Annotated in this window: 18 protein-coding genes; 8 read left to right on the top strand and 10 right to left on the bottom strand. The window is 68.1% G+C overall.

Features of this window, described 5'->3' with window-relative positions; translation table 11 throughout:
- Positions 1 to 57: 57 nt before the first annotated feature.
- Positions 58 to 462: a hypothetical protein gene (locus G3I17_RS30700; protein WP_164601120.1), complete on the top strand. Its 405-nt coding sequence runs from the start codon at positions 58 to 60 to the stop codon at positions 460 to 462.
- Between the two features lie 53 nt (positions 463 to 515).
- On the top strand, positions 516 to 1,742 hold the full coding sequence (locus tag G3I17_RS30695; protein ID WP_164601119.1) for a hypothetical protein: 1,227 nt from the start codon (positions 516 to 518) through the stop codon (positions 1,740 to 1,742).
- Between the two features lies 1 nt (position 1,743).
- Here G3I17_RS30695 and G3I17_RS30690 read toward each other — a convergent pair whose 3' ends face one another.
- Positions 1,744 to 2,433 (bottom strand): DedA family protein, encoded by a 690-nt coding sequence (locus G3I17_RS30690; RefSeq protein WP_239063082.1) that lies wholly within the window; start codon positions 2,431 to 2,433, stop codon positions 1,744 to 1,746.
- Positions 2,434 to 2,466: 33 nt separating this feature from the next.
- On the opposite strand from G3I17_RS30690, the gene G3I17_RS30685 reads away from it, so the two are divergent.
- A complete protein-coding gene (locus tag G3I17_RS30685) occupies positions 2,467 to 3,135 on the top strand; it encodes a TrmH family RNA methyltransferase (RefSeq protein WP_164601118.1) in 669 nt (222 codons plus the stop codon).
- Positions 3,136 to 3,224: 89 nt separating this feature from the next.
- Here the strand turns inward: G3I17_RS30685 and G3I17_RS30680 are convergent, their stop codons facing one another.
- Both G3I17_RS30680 and G3I17_RS30675 read right to left on the bottom strand, forming a co-directional pair.
- Positions 3,225 to 3,995 (bottom strand): hypothetical protein, encoded by a 771-nt coding sequence (locus G3I17_RS30680; RefSeq protein WP_164601117.1) that lies wholly within the window; start codon positions 3,993 to 3,995, stop codon positions 3,225 to 3,227.
- A gap of 23 nt (positions 3,996 to 4,018) precedes the next feature.
- A complete protein-coding gene (locus tag G3I17_RS30675; protein WP_164601116.1) occupies positions 4,019 to 4,516 on the bottom strand; it encodes a SigE family RNA polymerase sigma factor in 498 nt (165 codons plus the stop codon).
- Positions 4,517 to 4,741: 225 nt separating this feature from the next.
- Here G3I17_RS30675 and G3I17_RS30670 point away from each other — a divergent pair, with 225 nt between their 5' ends.
- Entirely contained in the window at positions 4,742 to 5,023 is a 282-nt protein-coding gene (locus G3I17_RS30670; RefSeq protein WP_164601115.1) for a hypothetical protein, read from the top strand.
- Between the two features lie 36 nt (positions 5,024 to 5,059).
- The gene (locus G3I17_RS30665; RefSeq protein ID WP_203590988.1) at positions 5,060 to 6,328 is read left to right on the top strand and encodes an alpha-amylase family glycosyl hydrolase; all 1,269 of its coding nucleotides are present in this window, start codon (positions 5,060 to 5,062) and stop codon (positions 6,326 to 6,328) included.
- Here G3I17_RS30665 and G3I17_RS30660 read toward each other — a convergent pair.
- From G3I17_RS30660 to G3I17_RS30635, 6 genes are read right to left on the bottom strand one after another with little or no spacing between them, the layout of a single operon-like run.
- Positions 6,318 to 8,045 carry an FAD-dependent monooxygenase gene (locus G3I17_RS30660; protein ID WP_164601114.1) on the bottom strand — a complete coding sequence of 576 codons (1,728 nt, stop codon included), beginning with the start codon at positions 8,043 to 8,045 and terminating at the stop codon, positions 6,318 to 6,320. The genes G3I17_RS30665 and G3I17_RS30660 overlap by 11 nt on opposite strands.
- Positions 8,045 to 8,917 carry an intradiol ring-cleavage dioxygenase gene (locus G3I17_RS30655; RefSeq protein WP_203590987.1) on the bottom strand — a complete coding sequence of 291 codons (873 nt, stop codon included), beginning with the start codon at positions 8,915 to 8,917 and terminating at the stop codon, positions 8,045 to 8,047. Before G3I17_RS30655 ends, G3I17_RS30660 begins: the two co-directional genes overlap by 1 nt.
- Before the next feature lie 10 nt (positions 8,918 to 8,927).
- Complete coding sequence (locus G3I17_RS30650; protein ID WP_164601113.1) at positions 8,928 to 10,142, bottom strand: acetyl-CoA C-acyltransferase; 1,215 nt, start codon at positions 10,140 to 10,142, stop codon at positions 8,928 to 8,930.
- Positions 10,139 to 11,161, bottom strand: coding sequence for a maleylacetate reductase (locus tag G3I17_RS30645; RefSeq protein ID WP_164601112.1), 1,023 nt, complete (start codon positions 11,159 to 11,161; stop codon positions 10,139 to 10,141). The genes G3I17_RS30650 and G3I17_RS30645 overlap by 4 nt, the downstream gene beginning before the upstream one ends.
- On the bottom strand, positions 11,154 to 11,921 hold the full coding sequence (locus tag G3I17_RS30640) for a CoA-transferase (RefSeq protein ID WP_164601111.1): 768 nt from the start codon (positions 11,919 to 11,921) through the stop codon (positions 11,154 to 11,156). Before G3I17_RS30640 ends, G3I17_RS30645 begins: the two co-directional genes overlap by 8 nt.
- Complete coding sequence (locus G3I17_RS30635) at positions 11,914 to 12,732, bottom strand: CoA transferase subunit A (protein ID WP_164601110.1); 819 nt, start codon at positions 12,730 to 12,732, stop codon at positions 11,914 to 11,916. The genes G3I17_RS30640 and G3I17_RS30635 overlap by 8 nt, the downstream gene beginning before the upstream one ends.
- A gap of 75 nt (positions 12,733 to 12,807) precedes the next feature.
- On the opposite strand from G3I17_RS30635, the gene G3I17_RS30630 reads away from it, so the two are divergent.
- Positions 12,808 to 13,617: an IclR family transcriptional regulator C-terminal domain-containing protein gene (locus G3I17_RS30630; protein WP_164601109.1), complete on the top strand. Its 810-nt coding sequence runs from the start codon at positions 12,808 to 12,810 to the stop codon at positions 13,615 to 13,617.
- Between the two features lie 208 nt (positions 13,618 to 13,825).
- Here G3I17_RS30630 and G3I17_RS30625 read toward each other — a convergent pair whose 3' ends face one another.
- Positions 13,826 to 14,878, bottom strand: a complete 1,053-nt coding sequence (locus G3I17_RS30625) for an SIS domain-containing protein (RefSeq protein ID WP_203590986.1) — start codon at positions 14,876 to 14,878, stop codon at positions 13,826 to 13,828.
- Positions 14,879 to 14,992: 114 nt separating this feature from the next.
- Here G3I17_RS30625 and G3I17_RS30620 point away from each other — a divergent pair, with 114 nt between their 5' ends.
- Together G3I17_RS30620 and fbaA are read left to right on the top strand one after the other, a co-directional pair.
- Positions 14,993 to 15,712 carry a GntR family transcriptional regulator gene (locus tag G3I17_RS30620; RefSeq protein ID WP_164601108.1) on the top strand — a complete coding sequence of 240 codons (720 nt, stop codon included), beginning with the start codon at positions 14,993 to 14,995 and terminating at the stop codon, positions 15,710 to 15,712.
- Between the two features lie 216 nt (positions 15,713 to 15,928).
- Positions 15,929 to 16,954 carry a class II fructose-bisphosphate aldolase gene (fbaA, locus tag G3I17_RS30615; protein ID WP_164601107.1) on the top strand — a complete coding sequence of 342 codons (1,026 nt, stop codon included), beginning with the start codon at positions 15,929 to 15,931 and terminating at the stop codon, positions 16,952 to 16,954.
- Positions 16,955 to 17,023: the final 69 nt, after the last annotated feature.

Below are 17,023 nucleotides of genomic sequence, written 5' to 3'. Positions count from 1 at the left end.
GCCCGGGCGAAGATTCTGGTACCACGGCAAAGGCCGGTGGACGGGGGGAGCACGGCCATGGGGGAAATCGTTGTGGAGCGCCAGACCGCGCAGTGGGCCGCTAACCCACGGGACACGGAGGCCGCGCTCAGCTGGCAACTGGAACGGGTGGGGTCGGCGGCCTGGCAGGACTGGTCGCTGAAATTCCAGCGGATGGCCTTCGGCTATGCCCAGGACAGCGGCTGGCACGATCCGGAGGATGCGTTGCGATGGCTCGACCACCACGCCCTGCTGCAAGAGGGGGCTGCGCCACGGGGGGCGCTGGTCTGGTACCAGGCGGCAGACCGGATCCGGGTGGCTTGTTCACTCGGGTCCGGTCAGGTGGTCGGGCCGTTACCGTCCGGTCAGGTCGGCACCTCGGACCTGACCGAGCTCAGCACCGACTACGTCTGGTCGGATCCCCAGTTCCCCTTCGGGCACTGAATAAACCGTAACGGTTCACCCGCGGGCTCGATGAGTCGGCTAAGGGGGGAACCATGGGAGAGTTGCAAGTCGTCGCGATTCATCCGGAGCAGCGCCTGCGGCACGGCGTCCCGCTCTGGCTCCGGCACCGGTTCTGGGCCGCTTGGGGATGGGCCAGGCTGCTGGTGCCGAAGAGCTGGCCGACTGCCGCCGGCTCCGTCTTCGGTGTCATCACCATCGTCAGCCTGGGGGTCGACAGTCTCAGTACGCCGGTTGTCGCGGCCAGCCTGGCTATCGTCGGCCTGGTACCACTCATCGGAGATTGGCGTGAGGTGCGACAGGCGCTGCGAGACCTCGAAACCGTCCAGAAGCCGGTTCCCGATGCCGTCCTCGACGGCGACTGGCAGCTGACCCGTTGTTCGGCCGGCCGGGTGATCTCGAGCCCTTCGCTCGACGCCCGGCTCGACCGGCCGATCGAGTTCTCCGAGCATCCGTTCAAGCTCCCGACGGATCTGGCGGCGATCAAGCCGGCGGTGATCGCGCTGGCCAGGTCCAAGCGGTCCAGGGCCGCGTCGCAGCCGTTCGACGGGCTGAACGTCCGGCTCTGCACCGACCTCGACCTGGCCGGTAGCGCGGTCCGGCTGCAACCGGCCCGGTACTTCGACACGATGGCCTCCAACTACCTGGCCGGCCACCAGTGGTGGAGCAGGAGCCTGAGCCGGGTGGTGGTCGACGTCAACCGGAACATCCTGGCCCGGGACGGCCGGCTGATCCCGCTGGGGCGAAGCACTCTCGCGAACCAGATCGGCATCTCCACCCTGGCGCTGACCGAGGACAACTGGATGATCCTCGTCCTGCAGGGTCCGGCGGCCGAGTCATCGCGAGGGCTGGTGGCTCCGAGCGGATCCGGCAGTCTGGAGCCGCGGGATCTGACCGGCCGGACCCGGCTGGTCGAGTCGATCGCCGCCGGGATGGAGCGGGAACTGCGCGAAGAGCTCGGGCTGATCAAGCGGCGGATGCGGCAGGTCAGGATCGAGACCGCGGTGGTGGGATTCGGCCGCTGGCTGGAGAAGGGCGCGAAACCGGAGTTCTTCGGGATCTCCCGCATCCACGCGTCGAGCGCCGACCTCGACCTGCGGATCGATCTGTCCGAGCGGCAGTTCGTCAGCCACCATCTGATGATCGATCCGGACGAGGTCGACCGGTTGCTGACCGGGGAGCCGTTCGAGGACCTGGACAAGGGCAAGTCGTCGGTACCGCTGGAGGTCTGCCTCGACTATCTGCGGCGGGCGCCGCGCTGAGTCAGCGGGTGCCGTCGTTGGTGATGGATTCTTCGACCTGGGTCTCGATGCCTTCGGCGACCTTGCCGTGGCCACGGCGCCTGGCCAGGATGAACTCGATGGCCATCGGGACCAGGGAGATGAGGACCAGCAGGATCAGGGCCGTCTCGAGGTGGTCGTGGATGAACTTCACCTTGCCGAGGGCGTGGCCGAGCAGGGTGATGCCGGTGGCCCAGAGGACGGCGCCGATACCGGTCCAGAGGAAGAACTTCTTCGGGTCCATCTTGCCCGCGCCGGCCACGACCGTGATGAAGGTGCGCACGATCGGGACGAACCGGGCCAGCACGAGCGCGCGCGGACCGTACCGCTCGAAGAAGTCGTGGGTCTGCTCGATGTACTTCGGTTTCAGGAACTTGGCGTTCGGGTTCTTGAACAGCGTCGTACCGAGCCCGCGGCCGATGTAGTAGCCGGAGACGTTGCCCAGGAACGCCGAGACGGTCAGGACCACGCAGGCGAGCCAGAGCGGGACGTCGATATTGCCGCGGGCGATGAACAGCCCGACCGCGAACAGCAGCGAGTCGCCCGGCAGGATCGGGAAGAGCAGCCCGCACTCGATGAAGACGACCGCGGCCGTGCCCCACAGGGACCAGTCACCCAGCCAGTTCAGCAGGTATTCCGGGTCCATCCAGTTCGGCATCAGCATCGCGATCATTGGGAGCACGCGGACAGGGTAGCGTCCCGACCCATGCAGGAAGCCAATCGTGACAACCCTCCTGACCTGATCGGAGCCGATGTGGTCGGTACGGCGGAGGTCGGTGTCGGCCCGTGGCGGGGCGATCCGCCGGACGACCCGCGGCTCGACCCGGAGCTGCTCGCCGCCGGTGACCGCCGCAACGTGGTGGACAAGTACCGGTACTGGCGGCTGGAAGCGATCGTCGAGGACCTCGACACCCAGCGGAACCCGTTCCACGTCGCGATCGAGAACTGGCAGCACGACCTGAACATCGGCTCGGTCGTCCGGACTGCGAACGCCTTCCTGGCGCGTGAGGTGCACATCGTCGGCAACCGGAAGTGGAACCGCCGCGGCGCGATGGTGACGGACCGCTACCAGCACGTCCGCCACCACCCCGAGCTGGCCGGCCTCGCGGCGTACGCCGAAGAGCACGCGCTGGCCGTGATCGGCATCGACAACCTGCCCGGCTCGGTACCGCTGGAGACCTACGAGCTGCCCACCGACTGCGTCCTGCTGTTCGGCCAGGAAGGCCCGGGGCTGACCGACGAGGCGCACAAGATCTGCACGGACGTGCTGTCGATCGCCCAGTTCGGCTCGACCCGTTCCATCAACGCCAGCGCGGCGGCGGCCATCGCGATGCACGCCTGGATCCGCCGCCACACCTTCGGTCAGTCGATCTAGTGCCCTGCGTCCGAAGTTCTTTGGCGCTTGCGGCGCCCAGGCACGCACCTGACCACCGCAATCACTCAAACAACTTCGGACGCAGGGCACTAGCCCGGTACCGACGGCTGGGTGACCAGCCGCGGGATGAAGAGCTTCTCGCTTCGGTCGATGAATGCCTGGTCGAGTTTCAGCTGCCAGCGGGGACTGACGGCGATGGTCTTCAGCTGGGCCAGGGTGATGGCAGGCTGGGCCGGAGTCTGGTTGACGGCGATCAGGTTGAGGCTGAGGCCGTCCTTCCGGGTCAGGTTGGCCTGAAGCTGCTGGTAGTCGTCTTTGCCGCCCGGGCCGGGGACGGACGTGTCCAGCAGCCGGAGCTTGGAGCCGTCCGGCAGCTTGACGACATTGCAACCGGTGTAATAGGCGTCGCAGGGGAAGGCGACCTGCTGCTCCTTGAGGACCTCCAGCCGCAGCGACGCGTTGCCGTAGCTGACTGTCGTGTAGACCCCGAGCACCTTGCCGGTGCCGTCGAAGCCGCCGCGGTGGTTGGTGGCTTGGCTGGCATCGGGCAGCAGCTCGAGCAGTACGCCGAGGGCCGCCTGCGGGGTGATGTCCGCTTTCGCCTTCTGTGGTTGAGTTGTGGCCACTGAAGCGGCCGGGGCCGGCGTGCTGCCGGGCGGGGCGTTCAGTGATCCGGCGTAGGCGACGGCTCCACCCAGTACGGCGATGGTGGCCGCGCCGCCGATGATCCGGGTCAGCCGCCGGCGGCGTACCAGCTTGTTGCCATAGGCAACGCTGCCGGTGAGGAGCAGATCGAGGTCGACCTGGGTGTCGTCCGCCTCGGTGTGCAGGCGGTCGCTGAGTTCGGTCTCGAAGCTCATCAGGGGTCCTTCCGGTTCCGGGCTCATCGCCCGCTCAATTCGCTGAGGTCGGTGCCGAGCCGGGCGCGCAGTTTGAGCAGCGCCCGCTGGCTTCGGGTCCGGACCGCGCCGGGGCTGACGCCGAGGATGTTGGCGGTGTCCTCGACGCTGTGGTCCTCCCAGTAGCGCAGGACGACGATCGCCCGGTCGCGCCCGGACAACTCGGCCAGTGCGGCGAACAGGGTCAGCCGCAACGCGGTGTCCTCGCCGTACCGGCCACCGTCCGGTACTTCGGAGGTCGGGCGCTCCAGCCGGATCTTGCGCTGGGAGTCGACATAGGTGCGCACCATGACGGTGCGGCTGTAGGCGACCGGGTTGTCGGCCCGGCTGACCTTGGACCAGGCGGCGTAGAGCTTGCCCAGGGTGGTCTGGGTCAGGTCCTCGGCGCCGTGCCGGTCACCGGCGAGCAGGTACGCCATCCGGAACAGCTGGGCCCCCCGCGCGGCGGCAAAATCGTTGAACCCTTCGAGATCGGCACTCACGATCACCCTTCCGTCGGTAACAGCCTGTCAGAGGAGTAAGAGCCCGCCTGGCTGGTTCTTGTTGCACCAGGCCTGCAGAAAGTTGCCGGGAAAGTTGTCGGGGCAGGGGCCGTAACCCCGCGATGGGCAGGTGCGTTGGAAGAAGAGTCAGTCCCAACTCGGGCGGGGACGGCGCCGGCTTCAGCCTGCGCTGGTTCGGGGTCAGGTGCGACCGTGGGGGAAGTCATGAGTTCGAATTTGCATGTCCGGCGAGCCTCGGAGCTCGTCGACATCACGCAGGTACCGGCCGCCAGACCGGCGAATCTGCAGCAGCTGGAAGAGATCTGGGGTGCTCTGGTCCACGAGGTCGCGACCGTGCAGGCGATCTCCACGGCTGCCGTGGAGGCCCGCAGCGACGAGTCGCGGGTGGCACTGCTCAAACTCCTCGAGGCCGAGACCGCCGAGGTGGTCGCTCTGGTTGAGGAAGTGGGCCGCGAGTTCCCCGCTCAGGTGAGCGCGGCAAGCTGACCACTACTGTGGTCCTCCAAGCCAGGAGGTGCACAGATGGTGGTGCCGTGGGCCGATCACGCGATCTGGTGGCACGTTTATCCGCTGGGGTTCGTGGGGGCTGAGCCCGCTGCGCTTCCCACCGGATTCCGGACGCCGCGGCTCGGGCGGTTGGAGAACTGGCTCGACTATGTGATCGAGCTGGGGTGTTCGGGGCTGCTGCTCGGGCCGATCTTCGAGTCGGAGACGCACGGGTACGACACCATCGACCACTTCCGGATCGACGCCCGGCTGGGTGACTACGAGGATTTCGACTCGCTGGTCGCCGCCGCCAAGGAGCGTGGGCTGCGGATCGTGCTCGATGGCGTCTTCAACCACGTGGCCCGGAGCTTCGCGGCCCCGCCCGAGTGGTTCAAGCACCGGCCGGACGGGTCACTCGAAACCTTCGAGGGGCACGAGCACCTGGTCGTGCTCAACCACGAGGAGCCCGCGGTCCGCGAGTACGTCGTCGAGGTGATGTGCCACTGGCTGGATCGCGGTGTCGACGGGTGGCGGCTCGACGCGGCGTACGCGGTGCCGCCCGAGTTCTGGCGTGGGGTGTTGTCGGAGGTTCGCGAGCGGTTCCCGGAGTCGTGGTTCGTCGGCGAGCTGATCCACGGTGACTACGCCGGCTATGCCGCGACGAGCACGCTCGACTCGATCACGCAGTACGAGCTGTGGAAGGCGATCTGGAGTTCGCTCAACGACCGCAACTTCTTCGAGCTGGCCTATGCGCTCGAGCGGCACCAGCAGTTCGTCGACCCGCTCGTGCCGCAGACGTTCGTGGGCAACCACGACGTGACGCGTATCGCCAGCAAGCTGGACGATCCACGGCACCTGGGGCACGCGCTCGCGGTGCTGTTCGCGGTGGCCGGCGTCCCGAGCATCTACGCGGGCGACGAGCAGGCCATGCAGGGCATCAAGGAGGACAGGTTCGGCGGCGACGACGCGGTCCGGCCCGAGTTCCCGGACAAGCCAGGGGAGTTGGTCGACCCGCACTGGGCGACGTACAGGCTGCACCAGCGGCTGATCGGCGTACGGCGTCGCAACGCGTGGCTCACACGTTCGCGGACCAAGGTCGCCCACCTGACCAACCAGGCGCTCGCACTGCGCTCAGGTGACGCGCGTGGCCAGCTACTTCTCCTGCTGAACGTAGGAGACGAGGCCTACCGCTTCCCAGTGGAAGTGGCAGGCCTCGTCATCGCAGCCCAGTCGGACCCCGGACACCTACCGGAGGACCCGCTGCTGGTGCCGCCGCACGGCTGGCTGGTACTGGCTACCGGTTGAGCAGAGCCTGGAACGCCTCTCCCAGTGCAGTAGTGGGGTCGGCCGGCAGGTCATGCGACCGGTAGGCGATGTGGGCGTCCGGGCGGACCAGTAGACAGCCGTTGTCAGTGATCTCGCGCAGTCGCGCCCAGTCGCCGTACAGGTCGTCCAGCTCGAGACCAGGGCCGACCACGAACGCCTCGACCTCGACACCGGTCTGCTCCGCGATCGCCCTGGCCGCCTTGACCCAGGCCTCGCCACCGATGCCGGTGAGCACAGTGAAGCGGCCCTTGCCGACCACATCGAGCGTGCTGACGGTCTCCGTGCCACGGGTCAGCCAGCAGTGCGGGATACGCGCACCCGGCCAGGTAGTCGGGTGGTAGTAGAGCTCCGGGTCCCTGTTGTACTCCGGCTCGTCGGTGCCGTCCGGGACGACCGCTGCCGACTTGTACCGCTGACCCAGCTCCACCCCGTGGGCGTTGAACTCGTAGTCCTTGAGCTCGATCGCCTTGCGCAGCTCCTCGCGCTGAGCAGCGCCCTCAGGAGTGTCGTCCTTGCGCGAGTCGATCGTGCGGCCCGCCGGAGCGTCCGGGGTCATCCCGAGCGCGTGGAAGATCTGGCCGAACTGGGTGCGGCTCTTGTTCGCGCGATCGACGATCTGCCGGGCGATCGGGGTGCGCTCCTCGTCGTACGTGTCGAGCAACGCCGGCGACGCCTGACCCTTGAGAACCAGGGCGAGCTTCCAGGCCAGGTTGTACGCGTCCTGGATCGACGTGTTCGAGCCGAGGCCGTTCGACGGCGGGTGCCGGTGGATCGCGTCGCCCATACAGAACACCCGGCCGACCGACGCCTTCTCGGCGTACATGTGGTTGACGCTCCAGACCGAGGTGCCCTTGAGCTTCACGTCGATCGTGTCGTCACCCACCAGGTTGTGCACGATCTCGGTCGCCATCGCCTCGTCGACGACCGGCGCGGGCTGGTTGATGTCGTAACCCCAGACGATCAGCCACTCGTTCCACGGCCGGACCATCCGGACCAGGCCGGCGCCGATGCCACCGATCTGCGCACCCGGCTGCAGTACCCAGTACAGAACGCTCGGCCGGTGTGCGACGTACTTCGACAGGTCGGCCTCGAAGACGATGTTCATCGAGCCCTCGATGTCCATCGCGCCGGCCATCGGCAGCCCGATGTCCTGGGCGACCTTGCTCCGGCCGCCGTCCGCGCCGATCAGGTACTTCGCCCGGATCTGGTACGTCTCGCCCGACAATCGGTCCCGGACCGTCGCGGTCACGCCGTCGTCGTCCTGCTCCAGCGACACGTACTCCGTGTCGAACCGCAAGCGCGCGCCGCGGCTGGCCGCAGTACTGACCAGGATGGGCTCGAAGAGCGTCTGCGGCAGGTCGCAGGGGAGGGTCGGGCTCGCCTCGGTGTAGTCGGCCAGGCGCTGCGGATGCGTGCCCCAGGTGCGGATCCGGCCGATCTCCTCACCGGCCAGGCTGGTACAGAAGGCGGTCTGGCCCATCAGGGCGTGCTCGGTGCCCTGGCCGGTGATCTTGTCCTCGATGCCCATGTCGCGCATCAGCTCGATCGTGCGCTGGTTGGTGATGTGGGCGCGCGGGGTGTTGGCGGTCCAGCCGTAGCGGGTCAGTACGACGTTGTCGATGCCGTAGCTGGACAGGAAGAGCGAGGCGGCGCCACCGGCCGGGCCGGTGCCGACGATGAGCACATCGGTGGTCATCACAATGATCGGGTCTCCTCGGTGGTGGCGAGCACCAAGTCGTACTGGACGGTCGAGTAGGGCTGGTCGAGCACGCGGCCGTCAGGCGCCGTACCGGCCGGGTGCTCGGTGACCTCGGCGATCAGCGAGTCCTTCACGCCGAAGACGGCGTCGTCGTGCAGGTGCTCGTCGCCGGCGGCGAAGACGTGGGTGATCAGCCGGGAGAAGCCGGGCGCGGTCACCATGAAGTGGATGTGGGCCGGGCGCATCGGGCCGCGACCGGCGGCCCTGAGCAGCTCGCCGACCGGGCCGTCGTCCGGGATCGGGTAGGCGACCGGGCGAACGGCCCAGAACGAGTAGTTGCCATCGGCATCTGTGGTCAGGTGCCCGCGGTTCTGCGGGCCGTCGATATCCTTCTGGACGTCGTAGAAGCCGTCCTCGTCGGCCTGCCAGGTCTCGACCAGGGCTGCTCTGATGGGATTTCCGTGGAGGTCCAGGACGCGCCCGGTCACCAGGCAGGGCTGTCCGGGGGCGCCGTTGGACAGGTCGTCGCCGAGCTTGATCTCCGGCGAACCCTCGACGAAGAACGGCCCGAACACGGTCGACTCGGTGGCCCCCTTGGGTTTCTTGTTGCCGAGGCCAACGGTCAGCATCGACAGCCCGAGTACGTCGGACAGCAGCACGAACTCCTGCCGGCTGCCGGTGGACTTGTGGCCGGTCCGGGTGAGGAAGTCGATCCCGGCGAACCATTCCTCCTCGGTCAGCTCGACCTCGCGAGCGAACGCGTGCAGATGCCGGACCAGCGCGCTCAGCACGGTCTTGGTGCGCTCGTCGCCGCTGCCGTCGAAGCTTGCCACGACCGCGTCGGTGAGTTCGTCTCCTGCCAGGTCCATCAGTAACTCCTCATGCTTCGATGACCATCGCCAGTCCCTGGCCGACGCCGATGCACAGCGTCGCCAGGCCGTACCCGCCACCACGACGGCGCAACTCGTGCGCGAGCGTGGTCAGAATCCTCGTACCGGAGCTGCCGAGCGGATGCCCGAGCGCGATCGCCCCGCCGTTCACGTTCACCTTTTCGCGGTCCAGCTCGGGCCATTCGCCCAAGCAGGCCAGGCTTTGCGCCGCATATGCTTCGTTGAGCTCGACCAGCTTCAGGTCGTCCCAGCCGATTCCAGCCTTTTGCAGGGCTTTGCGGGATGCCTCGACGGGGCCGATGCCGAAGTACTGGGGTTCGACTCCGTCGACGGCCCGGCTGACGATCCGCGCGAGCGGCGTGATGCCGAGCTGTTGGGTCATCGCCTCATCAGCGATCAGTACTGCGGACGCTCCGTCGTTGAGGGTGGAGGCGTTGCCCGCGGTGACCGTACCGTCGTCGCGGAAGGCCGGCTTGAGTTTCGCCATCGTTGCCGGGGTGCCGCCGTCGCGGATCGACTCGTCGCGGGTGAGCGGGTCCGGCGCGTTGCGGCCTTGGGGGAGGATCGGCGTGAGGTGCTCCCAGGGCACGATCTCGGCGTCGAACCTGCCGGCCGCCCAGGCCTTGCCGGCCTTCTCGTGGCTCTCCAGGGCGAAGAGGTCTTGGGCTTCACGGCCGACCTGGTACCGCTCGGCGAGCTGCTCGGTGGCCTCGCCGAGGGAGACCGTCCACTCCTTCGGCATCCGCGGGTTGATGAGCCGCCAGCCGAGCGAGGTGGATTCAGCGGTCACACTGCCGTGAGGGAAGGCCTTGTCGGGTTTGGGGAGGACCCAGGGGGCGCGGCTCATCGACTCGACGCCACCGGCCACGACCAGGGATGCGTCGCCGGTCTCGATCGCCCGGGCTGCCTGGATCGCAGCCTCCAGGCCGGAGCCGCAGAGCCGGTTGACCGTCGTACCGGGAACGCTGGTCGGGTAGCCGGCTAGCAGCGCGGCCATCCTTGCCACGTCGCGGTTCTCTTCACCCGCGCCGTTCGCGTTGCCGAGGAAGACGTCCTCGATCAGCGCGGGGTCGAGCCCGGGATGCCTCACCAGCAACTCCCTGAGCGTGACGGCGGCCAGGTCATCGGGGCGTCCACCGGACAGGGCGCCACCAAGCTTGCCGACGGGGGTGCGGACAGCATCCAGCAGAAAGGCGGATCTCATCGTTCACCTGCCCAAGCGCGGTTGAGGATTTCTCTTACGTCGATGGAGGTACTTGCCTGAAAACGCTCTGCTGCTTCCTTTGCCTGACTCTCGGTCAGCCCGAGCTCGCGCAAACTCGTCGGGACACCAGCGGTGCTGAACAGGTCGAAGAGACCGGTTGCCAGGTCGGTTGTCTCCAGCACGGCCTCGAGTCTCGCCTTTGCGCGGGGGACTTCGGGCGCCTTGACCCTGGTGACCTGGGGTAGCACTGCCGCGTGGGTCTCCGCGTGCGGGAGGTTGTAGGCGCCGCCGAGGAGGTGGCAGAGCTTGTGGTGCAGGCCTGTTCCCGCGCTCGCCAACGCCGAACCGGCCAGCGAGGCGCCGTACAGAAGGTTGCTGCGGGCATCGAGATCGGTGGGGTTCTCCAGCACCTGCAGAAGACCTTCGCGGAGAGCGCGGGCTGCTTCGACGGCGGTGACCTCGGTGATCGGGTCGGCCTTGTCGGTCCAGGTGGCTTCGACACAATGCGCCAGCGCGTTGGCGACGCTGGCCGCGGTCACCTTCAACGGAAGTCCGCGGCTGAGCACGGGATCGTAGATGACGGTCTTCGGCAGTACGTTGAGGTCGGTGCCGGTCTTCTTGTTCCCGTCCTCGGTCTGCCCCCAGACCGGAGTCATCTCCGACCCGGAGTACGTAGTGGGGACCGCGATGATGGGGAGCCCCGCGGTCAGCGCGATGGCTTTGGCCAGGCCGATCGCGGAGCCGCCGCCGATGGCCACGATTCCCGTCGCGCCGACCTCGATCGCCTTGGCTCGCGCCGCATCCGCCTTCTCCTTCGGGACGTGCTGCCTGACCTCGTCGATCCTGCCCGCGAAGTCGTCACCCAGCGCCAGCTGGACCACGTCCGCACTGTCACGTGCAGACTTGGTTGCTATCAGCAACACCTTGAGGCCGCTGGCCTCCAAGGGGATCTGATCGAGTGCTCCGGCGCCGAGGATCACCCGGCTCGGCAGGCCTACATGAATGAATGCCTCAGGCATCGACCGGCTCCCGGTTCCGCAAGTTCCGCAGGGCATCCAGCTCACGCTCGCTCGGCGCGGCCACCGCTTCGATGCTATCGGCAACCTTTAGCGGCCAGCCGGTCGCCGCGATCGCCTGCTCGACCGTGACTCCCGGATGCAAGCGGGTCAGGGTCAGCTCGTTGGTGACCGGGTCCGGCTCCAGTACGCCGTGGTCGGTGATCACCAGCGTCGGGCCCGCGCCGGGTGCCTGCCGTTCACGCCCGGTCGGGCCGTAGCCGACGGACGAGACGAAGTCGACGCGCTCGACGAACGTCCGCGGGGACTGCTTGACGATCACGATCACCCGGCCGGCCGCGGCGGCGATCTCCGGCGCGCCACCCGCGCCCGGCAGCCGGACCTTCGGGTTCGCGTGGTCGCCGATCACAGTCGTGTTGATGTTGCCGAACCGGTCGATCTGCGCCGCGCCCAGGAAGCCGACGTCGATCCGGCCCGCCCCGACCCAGAAGTTGAACATCTCCGGGACCGACACCACCGAGATCGCCGTTGCGGCCAGGTCGTCGTCGCCGATCGACAGCGGCAGCTTCTTCGGCTTCGCGTCGATCGCGCCCGATTCGTAGACCAGCCGGCAGTTCGGCGCGTGGGTGCGCCGGGCCAGGTTGGCCGCGAGGTTCGGCGGCCCGACGCCGACCAGGCAGACGTCACCGTCGAGCAGCTCGCGCGCCGCGGCGACGTTCATCATGTCCGCGCTCGTCCACTCAGCGCTGGTCGGCTCAGGCATTGCTGCTCTCCTTGAGGTCGTTCTCCGCGGCCCAGGCGAGGAAGGCCTCGCGATCGCGCGAGATGGCGTCCCACTGCTGGTAGAAGTCGTTGTCGCGCACGGAGTACCCGGCGGCGTACGACGGCCAGGCCCCGTTCGGTACGACGCTCACGGCCGACAGCACCCAGTTCGGCAGGATCACCGCGCCGGTGTGCTCGGGGAACTCGTCCACCACCTCTTCCACGGTGACGATGGCCCGCTTGGCGGCGAGCACGGCCTCCCGCTGCACCCCGGTGATTCCCCAGAGCATCACGTTGCCCTCGCGGTCGGCCAGCTGCGCGTGAATCACCGACACGTCCGGGTTCACTGCCTTCACGGCGGCCAACTCCTCGCCGGTGAAGGGGCAAGTGACCCGGCTGATGATGTCCCGCTGCTCCTCGAGATCCGTGCCGCGGTAGCCCCGCAGTACTGCGAATGGCAGCCGCGCTGCGCCGGCGGAGTACGCATTGGCGAGCCCTGCATGGCTGTGCTCGTGTACTACGAGCCGGTGCGGCCACTGGTTCTCCACTGCGTCCCGGAGCCGGTGCAACGAGCCCACGCCCGGGTTGCCGCCGTACGAGAAGACGATCTCGTCGGCACAGCCCAAACCGATCAGCTGGTCGTAGATGAGGTCGGGCGTCATCCGGACCAGAGTCAGGTGGCGACGGCCCTGCCGGGCGATCTCATGAGCGGCCGCGAAGGGGATCAGGTGCGTGAATCCCTCCAGCGCGACCGTGTCTCCGTCGTGAACGTGCTCGGCGATCGCGTCGGCCAGGGGGACTGGACTCGTCATCGGCTTCTCCGCTTAGATATTTCTGCTAGGATTTCGCACAGCGAAAGATTCTTCTTTCAACGAAAAGGCTAGCTCATGGTTGGTGATGCGTCTACAAGCCCTTCCGTCGGCGGCTCAGGCGGTGGGACTTTCCTGCAGGGGCTCGAGCGTGGGCTGGCCGTGATCCGGGCGTTCGACGCGGAGCAGCCGTCGCTGACCTTGAGCGAGGTGGCCCGGGAGGTCGGCATCACGCCGGCGACCGCGCGGCGGATCCTGCTGACGCTGGAGGAGCTCGGCTATGTGCGCAGCGACGGCCGGCGCTTCTCGCTGACACCGCGTGTGCTGGCGCTCGGGTGGGCCTACCTGTCCTCACTGGACCTCGGTGACATCGCCGGCCCGTTCATGGAGGAGCTGAGCCTCAAGACCCAGGAGTCGTGCTCGATCGCGACTCTGGACCTGCCCGACATCGTGTACGTAGCCCGGGTGCCGACCCGCCGGATCATGACGGTCGCCCTGGGCGTGGGCGCCCGCCTCCCGGCGTACGTGACGTCCATGGGGCGAGTGCTACTGGCGGATGCCGCGGCGCATGAGGTGTCGGCGTACCTGTCGGCGCTGGAGCCTGAGGCGCTGACTGACCACACTGTGACGTCGGTGGACGAGCTGCGGGGGCTGATCACGCAAGCAGGTGCCGACGGCTATGCACTGGTCGACCAGGAGCTGGAGCTGGGGCTGCGGTCGATCGCAGTACCGATCAGGGACTCGCGGGGCCGAGCCGTTGCCGCCCTCAACGTCTCGGCCCACGCGTCCCGATCCACCCGCGCCTCGCTGCAGTCCGACGTACTGGGACCGCTACGAGAGTGCGCCGACCACATCGGTACTGCGCTGCGGCGGCGCGGGCGAATCTAGCTGCGTCTACTAGGGGGTCCTAGCCAAGACCGATCTGGGCGTAGAAGGACTGGTTGTCCCAGAACAGGTACTCCTGAACGCAAGAACTCCCGCCACCCTCGTGGGGTGACGGGAGTCTTCTGAGTCTGGGTGCCGGAGCGCCGCGCCTGGGTGCCGGGAGTGCGCCGCGCCTGGGTGGTCGGGCCGGAGGGCCCGAGCCGGGCGGTTGTCAGTCGGTCTGGGTGACCTTGCGCAGGCCGCGGGGAGCGTCGGGATCGAGGCCCAGCTTGCGGGCCAGGGCCTCGATCGTGCGCTGGGCCGGGATCACCAGGGCCAGCGGGGCGAGCGTCTCGGGCAGGTCGGGGCCGACCAGGTTGACGTCGCACAGGGATGCGAACCGTGCGTCGCCGCCGATGCCGAGGATCTTGCTGCCCTTCTCGCGGACGATTGCGGCGAGTTCGGTCATGCCCGGCAGCGCGGGGCCGTCGGCGGCGGCGACCAGGATGGTGACCAGGTCGGCGTCGACGACGGCGATCGGGCCGTGCTTGAGGTCGGCGTACGAGAGACCGCGGACCGGCTGCAGGCAGGTCTCCTCGAGCTTCAGGGCGACCTCCAGCGTCGTACCGAAGGTCAGGCCGCGGCCGCTGGACAGGACGTCGTGGGCGCCGGCGAGCAGTTCCGCGGCGGCGTCGACCGAGCCTTCGAGCATCTTCGCGGCGGCGTCCGGGACGCGGGCGATGTCGGCGTCGAGCGTGCCGGGCTTCTGGGCCAGCGCGTCGACCGCGACGGTGATCGCGGCGAGCTGGGTGGTGTAGGTCTTGGTCGCCGGGACGGCCAGTTCCTTGCCTGCCTGGGTGATCAGCGCCACGTCGGCGACCGAGACCAGCGGGCTGTCGCCGTCGTTGGTGATGCCGACGATCGCGGCGCCGTTGCGCTTGGCCCACTCGGCGGTGTCGACGATCTCCTGGGTCGCGCCGGACTGGCTGACCGCGACGACGAGCGAGTTCGACAGGTCGAGGTTGGCGCCGTACAGGGTGGCCACCGACGGCGCGGCCAGCGAGGCCTGCCGGCCGGCGTGGATCTCGGTCAGGTAGCGGCCGTACACGCCGGCGTTGTCCGAGGAGCCCCGCGCGACGAAGATCACGTGCCGGCGGCCGGCGGCCAGCCGGGTGATCTCGTGCCGCAGTGGCAGCACGTGCTCGAACGTCGCGGCCAGGGCCGCGGGCTGCTCGGCGATCTCGCGGGCCATCTGGGTGACGGGGACGGGGACGGGCGTTGACACCACGACGATCACTGGTCCTATCTGGTCTTAACAGGTATGCTGCGCACGATAGCAGTGAGCGGTGAATCGGGGCACCCCCCGCCTTCCCGCCGAGGTCTGGAGGATCGAGATTCGATGGTGGCGACCAAAAGGGCCCAGGTCCGATCGGTACTTGAGCGGCTGATCGACGTCGAGTTGCACCCGGGTGACCCGATCCCGTCCGAGCGAGCCTTGGTGGACAAGCTGAACGTCTCCCGGGTGACCGTGCGGCAGGCGATCAGCGACCTGGTCGAGTCGGGCGCGCTGGAACGCGTGCATGGCAAGGGGACCTTCGTCACCGGCCCTCAGGTCGACTCCCAGCTGCACCTGACCTCGTTCTCCCGGGAGATGCGCGCCCGTGGGCTGGAGCCGGGCACGGTCGTCTTGTCGGCGACCGAGATCGAGGCCTCCGACGAGACCGCGAAGGGCCTGCGGGTGCCCAAGGGCACCAAGGTGATCCGGGTCGAGCGGCTGCGCACCGCCGACGCCTCGCCGATGGCCTACGAGGTCGGCTACTACCCGTCCGCGCTGTTCCCCGGCCTGCTCGGCCGCGAGCTCGGCACCCTGTACGACGTCTTCGCGGCCGAGTACGACGTCGTCGTCACCTCGGGTGAGCAGACCGTCCGGGCGGACAACGCCGACGGTCACGTTGCCCGGGTGCTCGGTGTGGCCAGGCGGGCACCCCTGCTGGTCCTCGAGCGCACCACCTTCGCCGGCCGCAAGGTGGTCGAGCTGTCCTGGTCGGCGTACCGGGCCGATCGCTATCGCCTGCACATGGCCCTGACACCCCGAGGGCCGCGTTCCGGGTCGGCTTGAACTAGCCGGCCCAACTCAGCCGCTTGACCCCTGTCCGACCCTCCGATCCGTAACAAACTGGATCGGTCCTGTTCATCAACTGGTCTGTTCTCTTGCTGTTCGCTCCCCGGTCACCTGACCGGCTCAGCAGGCGGGCCGCCTCGTACGACGAAGTGTGCGGCGGCAATACTGGAGCTCAACCCACATGGAACTTTGCTGTGAGGAGTACCGCGAGACATGCCTATTGCCACCCCTGAGGTCTACGCCGAGATGCTGGACAAGGCGAAGCAGAACGCCTTCGCCTACCCGGCCATCAATGTCAGCTCCTCGCAGACGCTGACCGCCGCGATCCGTGGTTTCGCCGAGGCGGGCTCGGACGGCATCGTCCAGGTCTCCACCGGCGGCGCGGACTACCTGTCCGGCTCGACCATCAAGAACATGGTCACCGGGTCCGTCGCACTGGCGGCGTACGCGCACGAGGTCGCCAAGAACTACAACGTGAACATCGCGCTGCACACCGACCACTGCCCCAAGGACAAGCTGGACGGCTTCGTCCGGCCGCTGCTGGAGATCTCCGCCGAGCGCGTCGCGCGCGGCGAGAACCCGCTGTTCCAGTCGCACATGTGGGACGGTTCCGCGGTGCCGCTGGACGAGAACCTCGAGATCGCCAAGGAGCTGCTGGCCAAGGCCGCGGCGGCGAAGATCGTGCTGGAGATCGAGGTGGGGGTCGTCGGCGGTGAGGAGGACGGCGTCGCCGCCGAGATCAACGACAAGCTCTACACCACCGTCGAGGACGGCCTGGCCACGGTCGAGGCGCTCGGCACCGGAGAGCACGGTCGCTACCTGACCGCGCTGACCTTCGGCAATGTGCACGGCGTCTACAAGCCCGGCTCGGTCAAGCTGCGCCCGGAGATCCTCAAGGAGATCCAGGACGCGGTCGGCGCCAAGGTCGGCAAGGAGCGCCCGTTCGACCTGGTCTTCCACGGCGGCTCGGGCTCCACGCTCGAGGAGATCCGCGCCGCGGTCGACCATGGCGTGATCAAGATGAACGTCGACACCGACACCCAGTACGCGTTCACCCGTCCGGTCGCCGGGCACATGCTCGCCAACTACGACGGCGTGCTGAAGATCGACGGCGAGGTCGGCAACAAGAAGGTCTACGACCCCCGCGCCTGGGGCAAGGCCGCCGAGGCCGGAATGGCCCAGCGCGTCCTCGAAGCCTGCGAGAACCTCCGCTCCACCGGCACCTCCCTCCTCGCCTGACACCAAACCCACACCACGGTGCACCAGCACCACCGCACCTGTTTTTCCGGAAGGGCTCGCCGTCAGGCG

Origin of the sequence: Streptomyces sp. SID13031 (assembly GCF_010548305.1) — a bacterium.
In the GTDB taxonomy this organism is placed as follows: domain Bacteria; phylum Actinomycetota; class Actinomycetes; order Propionibacteriales; family Kribbellaceae; genus Kribbella.
Note: the sequence above shows the minus strand (reverse complement) of the source record. Positions and strands in the feature narration are given on the sequence as shown.

Bases quoted from the DNA above. Each gene is read 5' to 3' on its own strand.
- G3I17_RS30700 (WP_164601120.1), top strand. From the start codon at position 58: ATGGGGGAAATCGTTGTGGAGCGCCAGACCGCGCAGTGGGCCGCTAAC.
- G3I17_RS30655 (WP_203590987.1), bottom strand. From the start codon at position 8,917: ATGGACCTGGCAGGAGACGAACTCACCGACGCGGTCGTGGCAAGCTTC.
- G3I17_RS30690 (WP_239063082.1), bottom strand. From the start codon at position 2,433: ATGATCGCGATGCTGATGCCGAACTGGATGGACCCGGAATACCTGCTG.
- G3I17_RS30665 (WP_203590988.1), top strand. From the start codon at position 5,060: ATGGTGGTGCCGTGGGCCGATCACGCGATCTGGTGGCACGTTTATCCG.
- G3I17_RS30620 (WP_164601108.1), top strand. From the start codon at position 14,993: ATGGTGGCGACCAAAAGGGCCCAGGTCCGATCGGTACTTGAGCGGCTG.
- G3I17_RS30685 (WP_164601118.1), top strand. From the start codon at position 2,467: ATGCAGGAAGCCAATCGTGACAACCCTCCTGACCTGATCGGAGCCGAT.
- fbaA (WP_164601107.1), top strand. From the start codon at position 15,929: ATGCCTATTGCCACCCCTGAGGTCTACGCCGAGATGCTGGACAAGGCG.
- G3I17_RS30680 (WP_164601117.1), bottom strand. From the start codon at position 3,995: ATGAGCTTCGAGACCGAACTCAGCGACCGCCTGCACACCGAGGCGGAC.
- G3I17_RS30660 (WP_164601114.1), bottom strand. From the start codon at position 8,045: ATGACCACCGATGTGCTCATCGTCGGCACCGGCCCGGCCGGTGGCGCC.
- G3I17_RS30695 (WP_164601119.1), top strand. From the start codon at position 516: ATGGGAGAGTTGCAAGTCGTCGCGATTCATCCGGAGCAGCGCCTGCGG.
- G3I17_RS30630 (WP_164601109.1), top strand. From the start codon at position 12,808: ATGGTTGGTGATGCGTCTACAAGCCCTTCCGTCGGCGGCTCAGGCGGT.
- G3I17_RS30635 (WP_164601110.1), bottom strand. From the start codon at position 12,732: ATGACGAGTCCAGTCCCCCTGGCCGACGCGATCGCCGAGCACGTTCAC.
- G3I17_RS30670 (WP_164601115.1), top strand. From the start codon at position 4,742: ATGAGTTCGAATTTGCATGTCCGGCGAGCCTCGGAGCTCGTCGACATC.
- G3I17_RS30645 (WP_164601112.1), bottom strand. From the start codon at position 11,161: ATGCCTGAGGCATTCATTCATGTAGGCCTGCCGAGCCGGGTGATCCTC.
- G3I17_RS30650 (WP_164601113.1), bottom strand. From the start codon at position 10,142: ATGAGATCCGCCTTTCTGCTGGATGCTGTCCGCACCCCCGTCGGCAAG.
- G3I17_RS30640 (WP_164601111.1), bottom strand. From the start codon at position 11,921: ATGCCTGAGCCGACCAGCGCTGAGTGGACGAGCGCGGACATGATGAAC.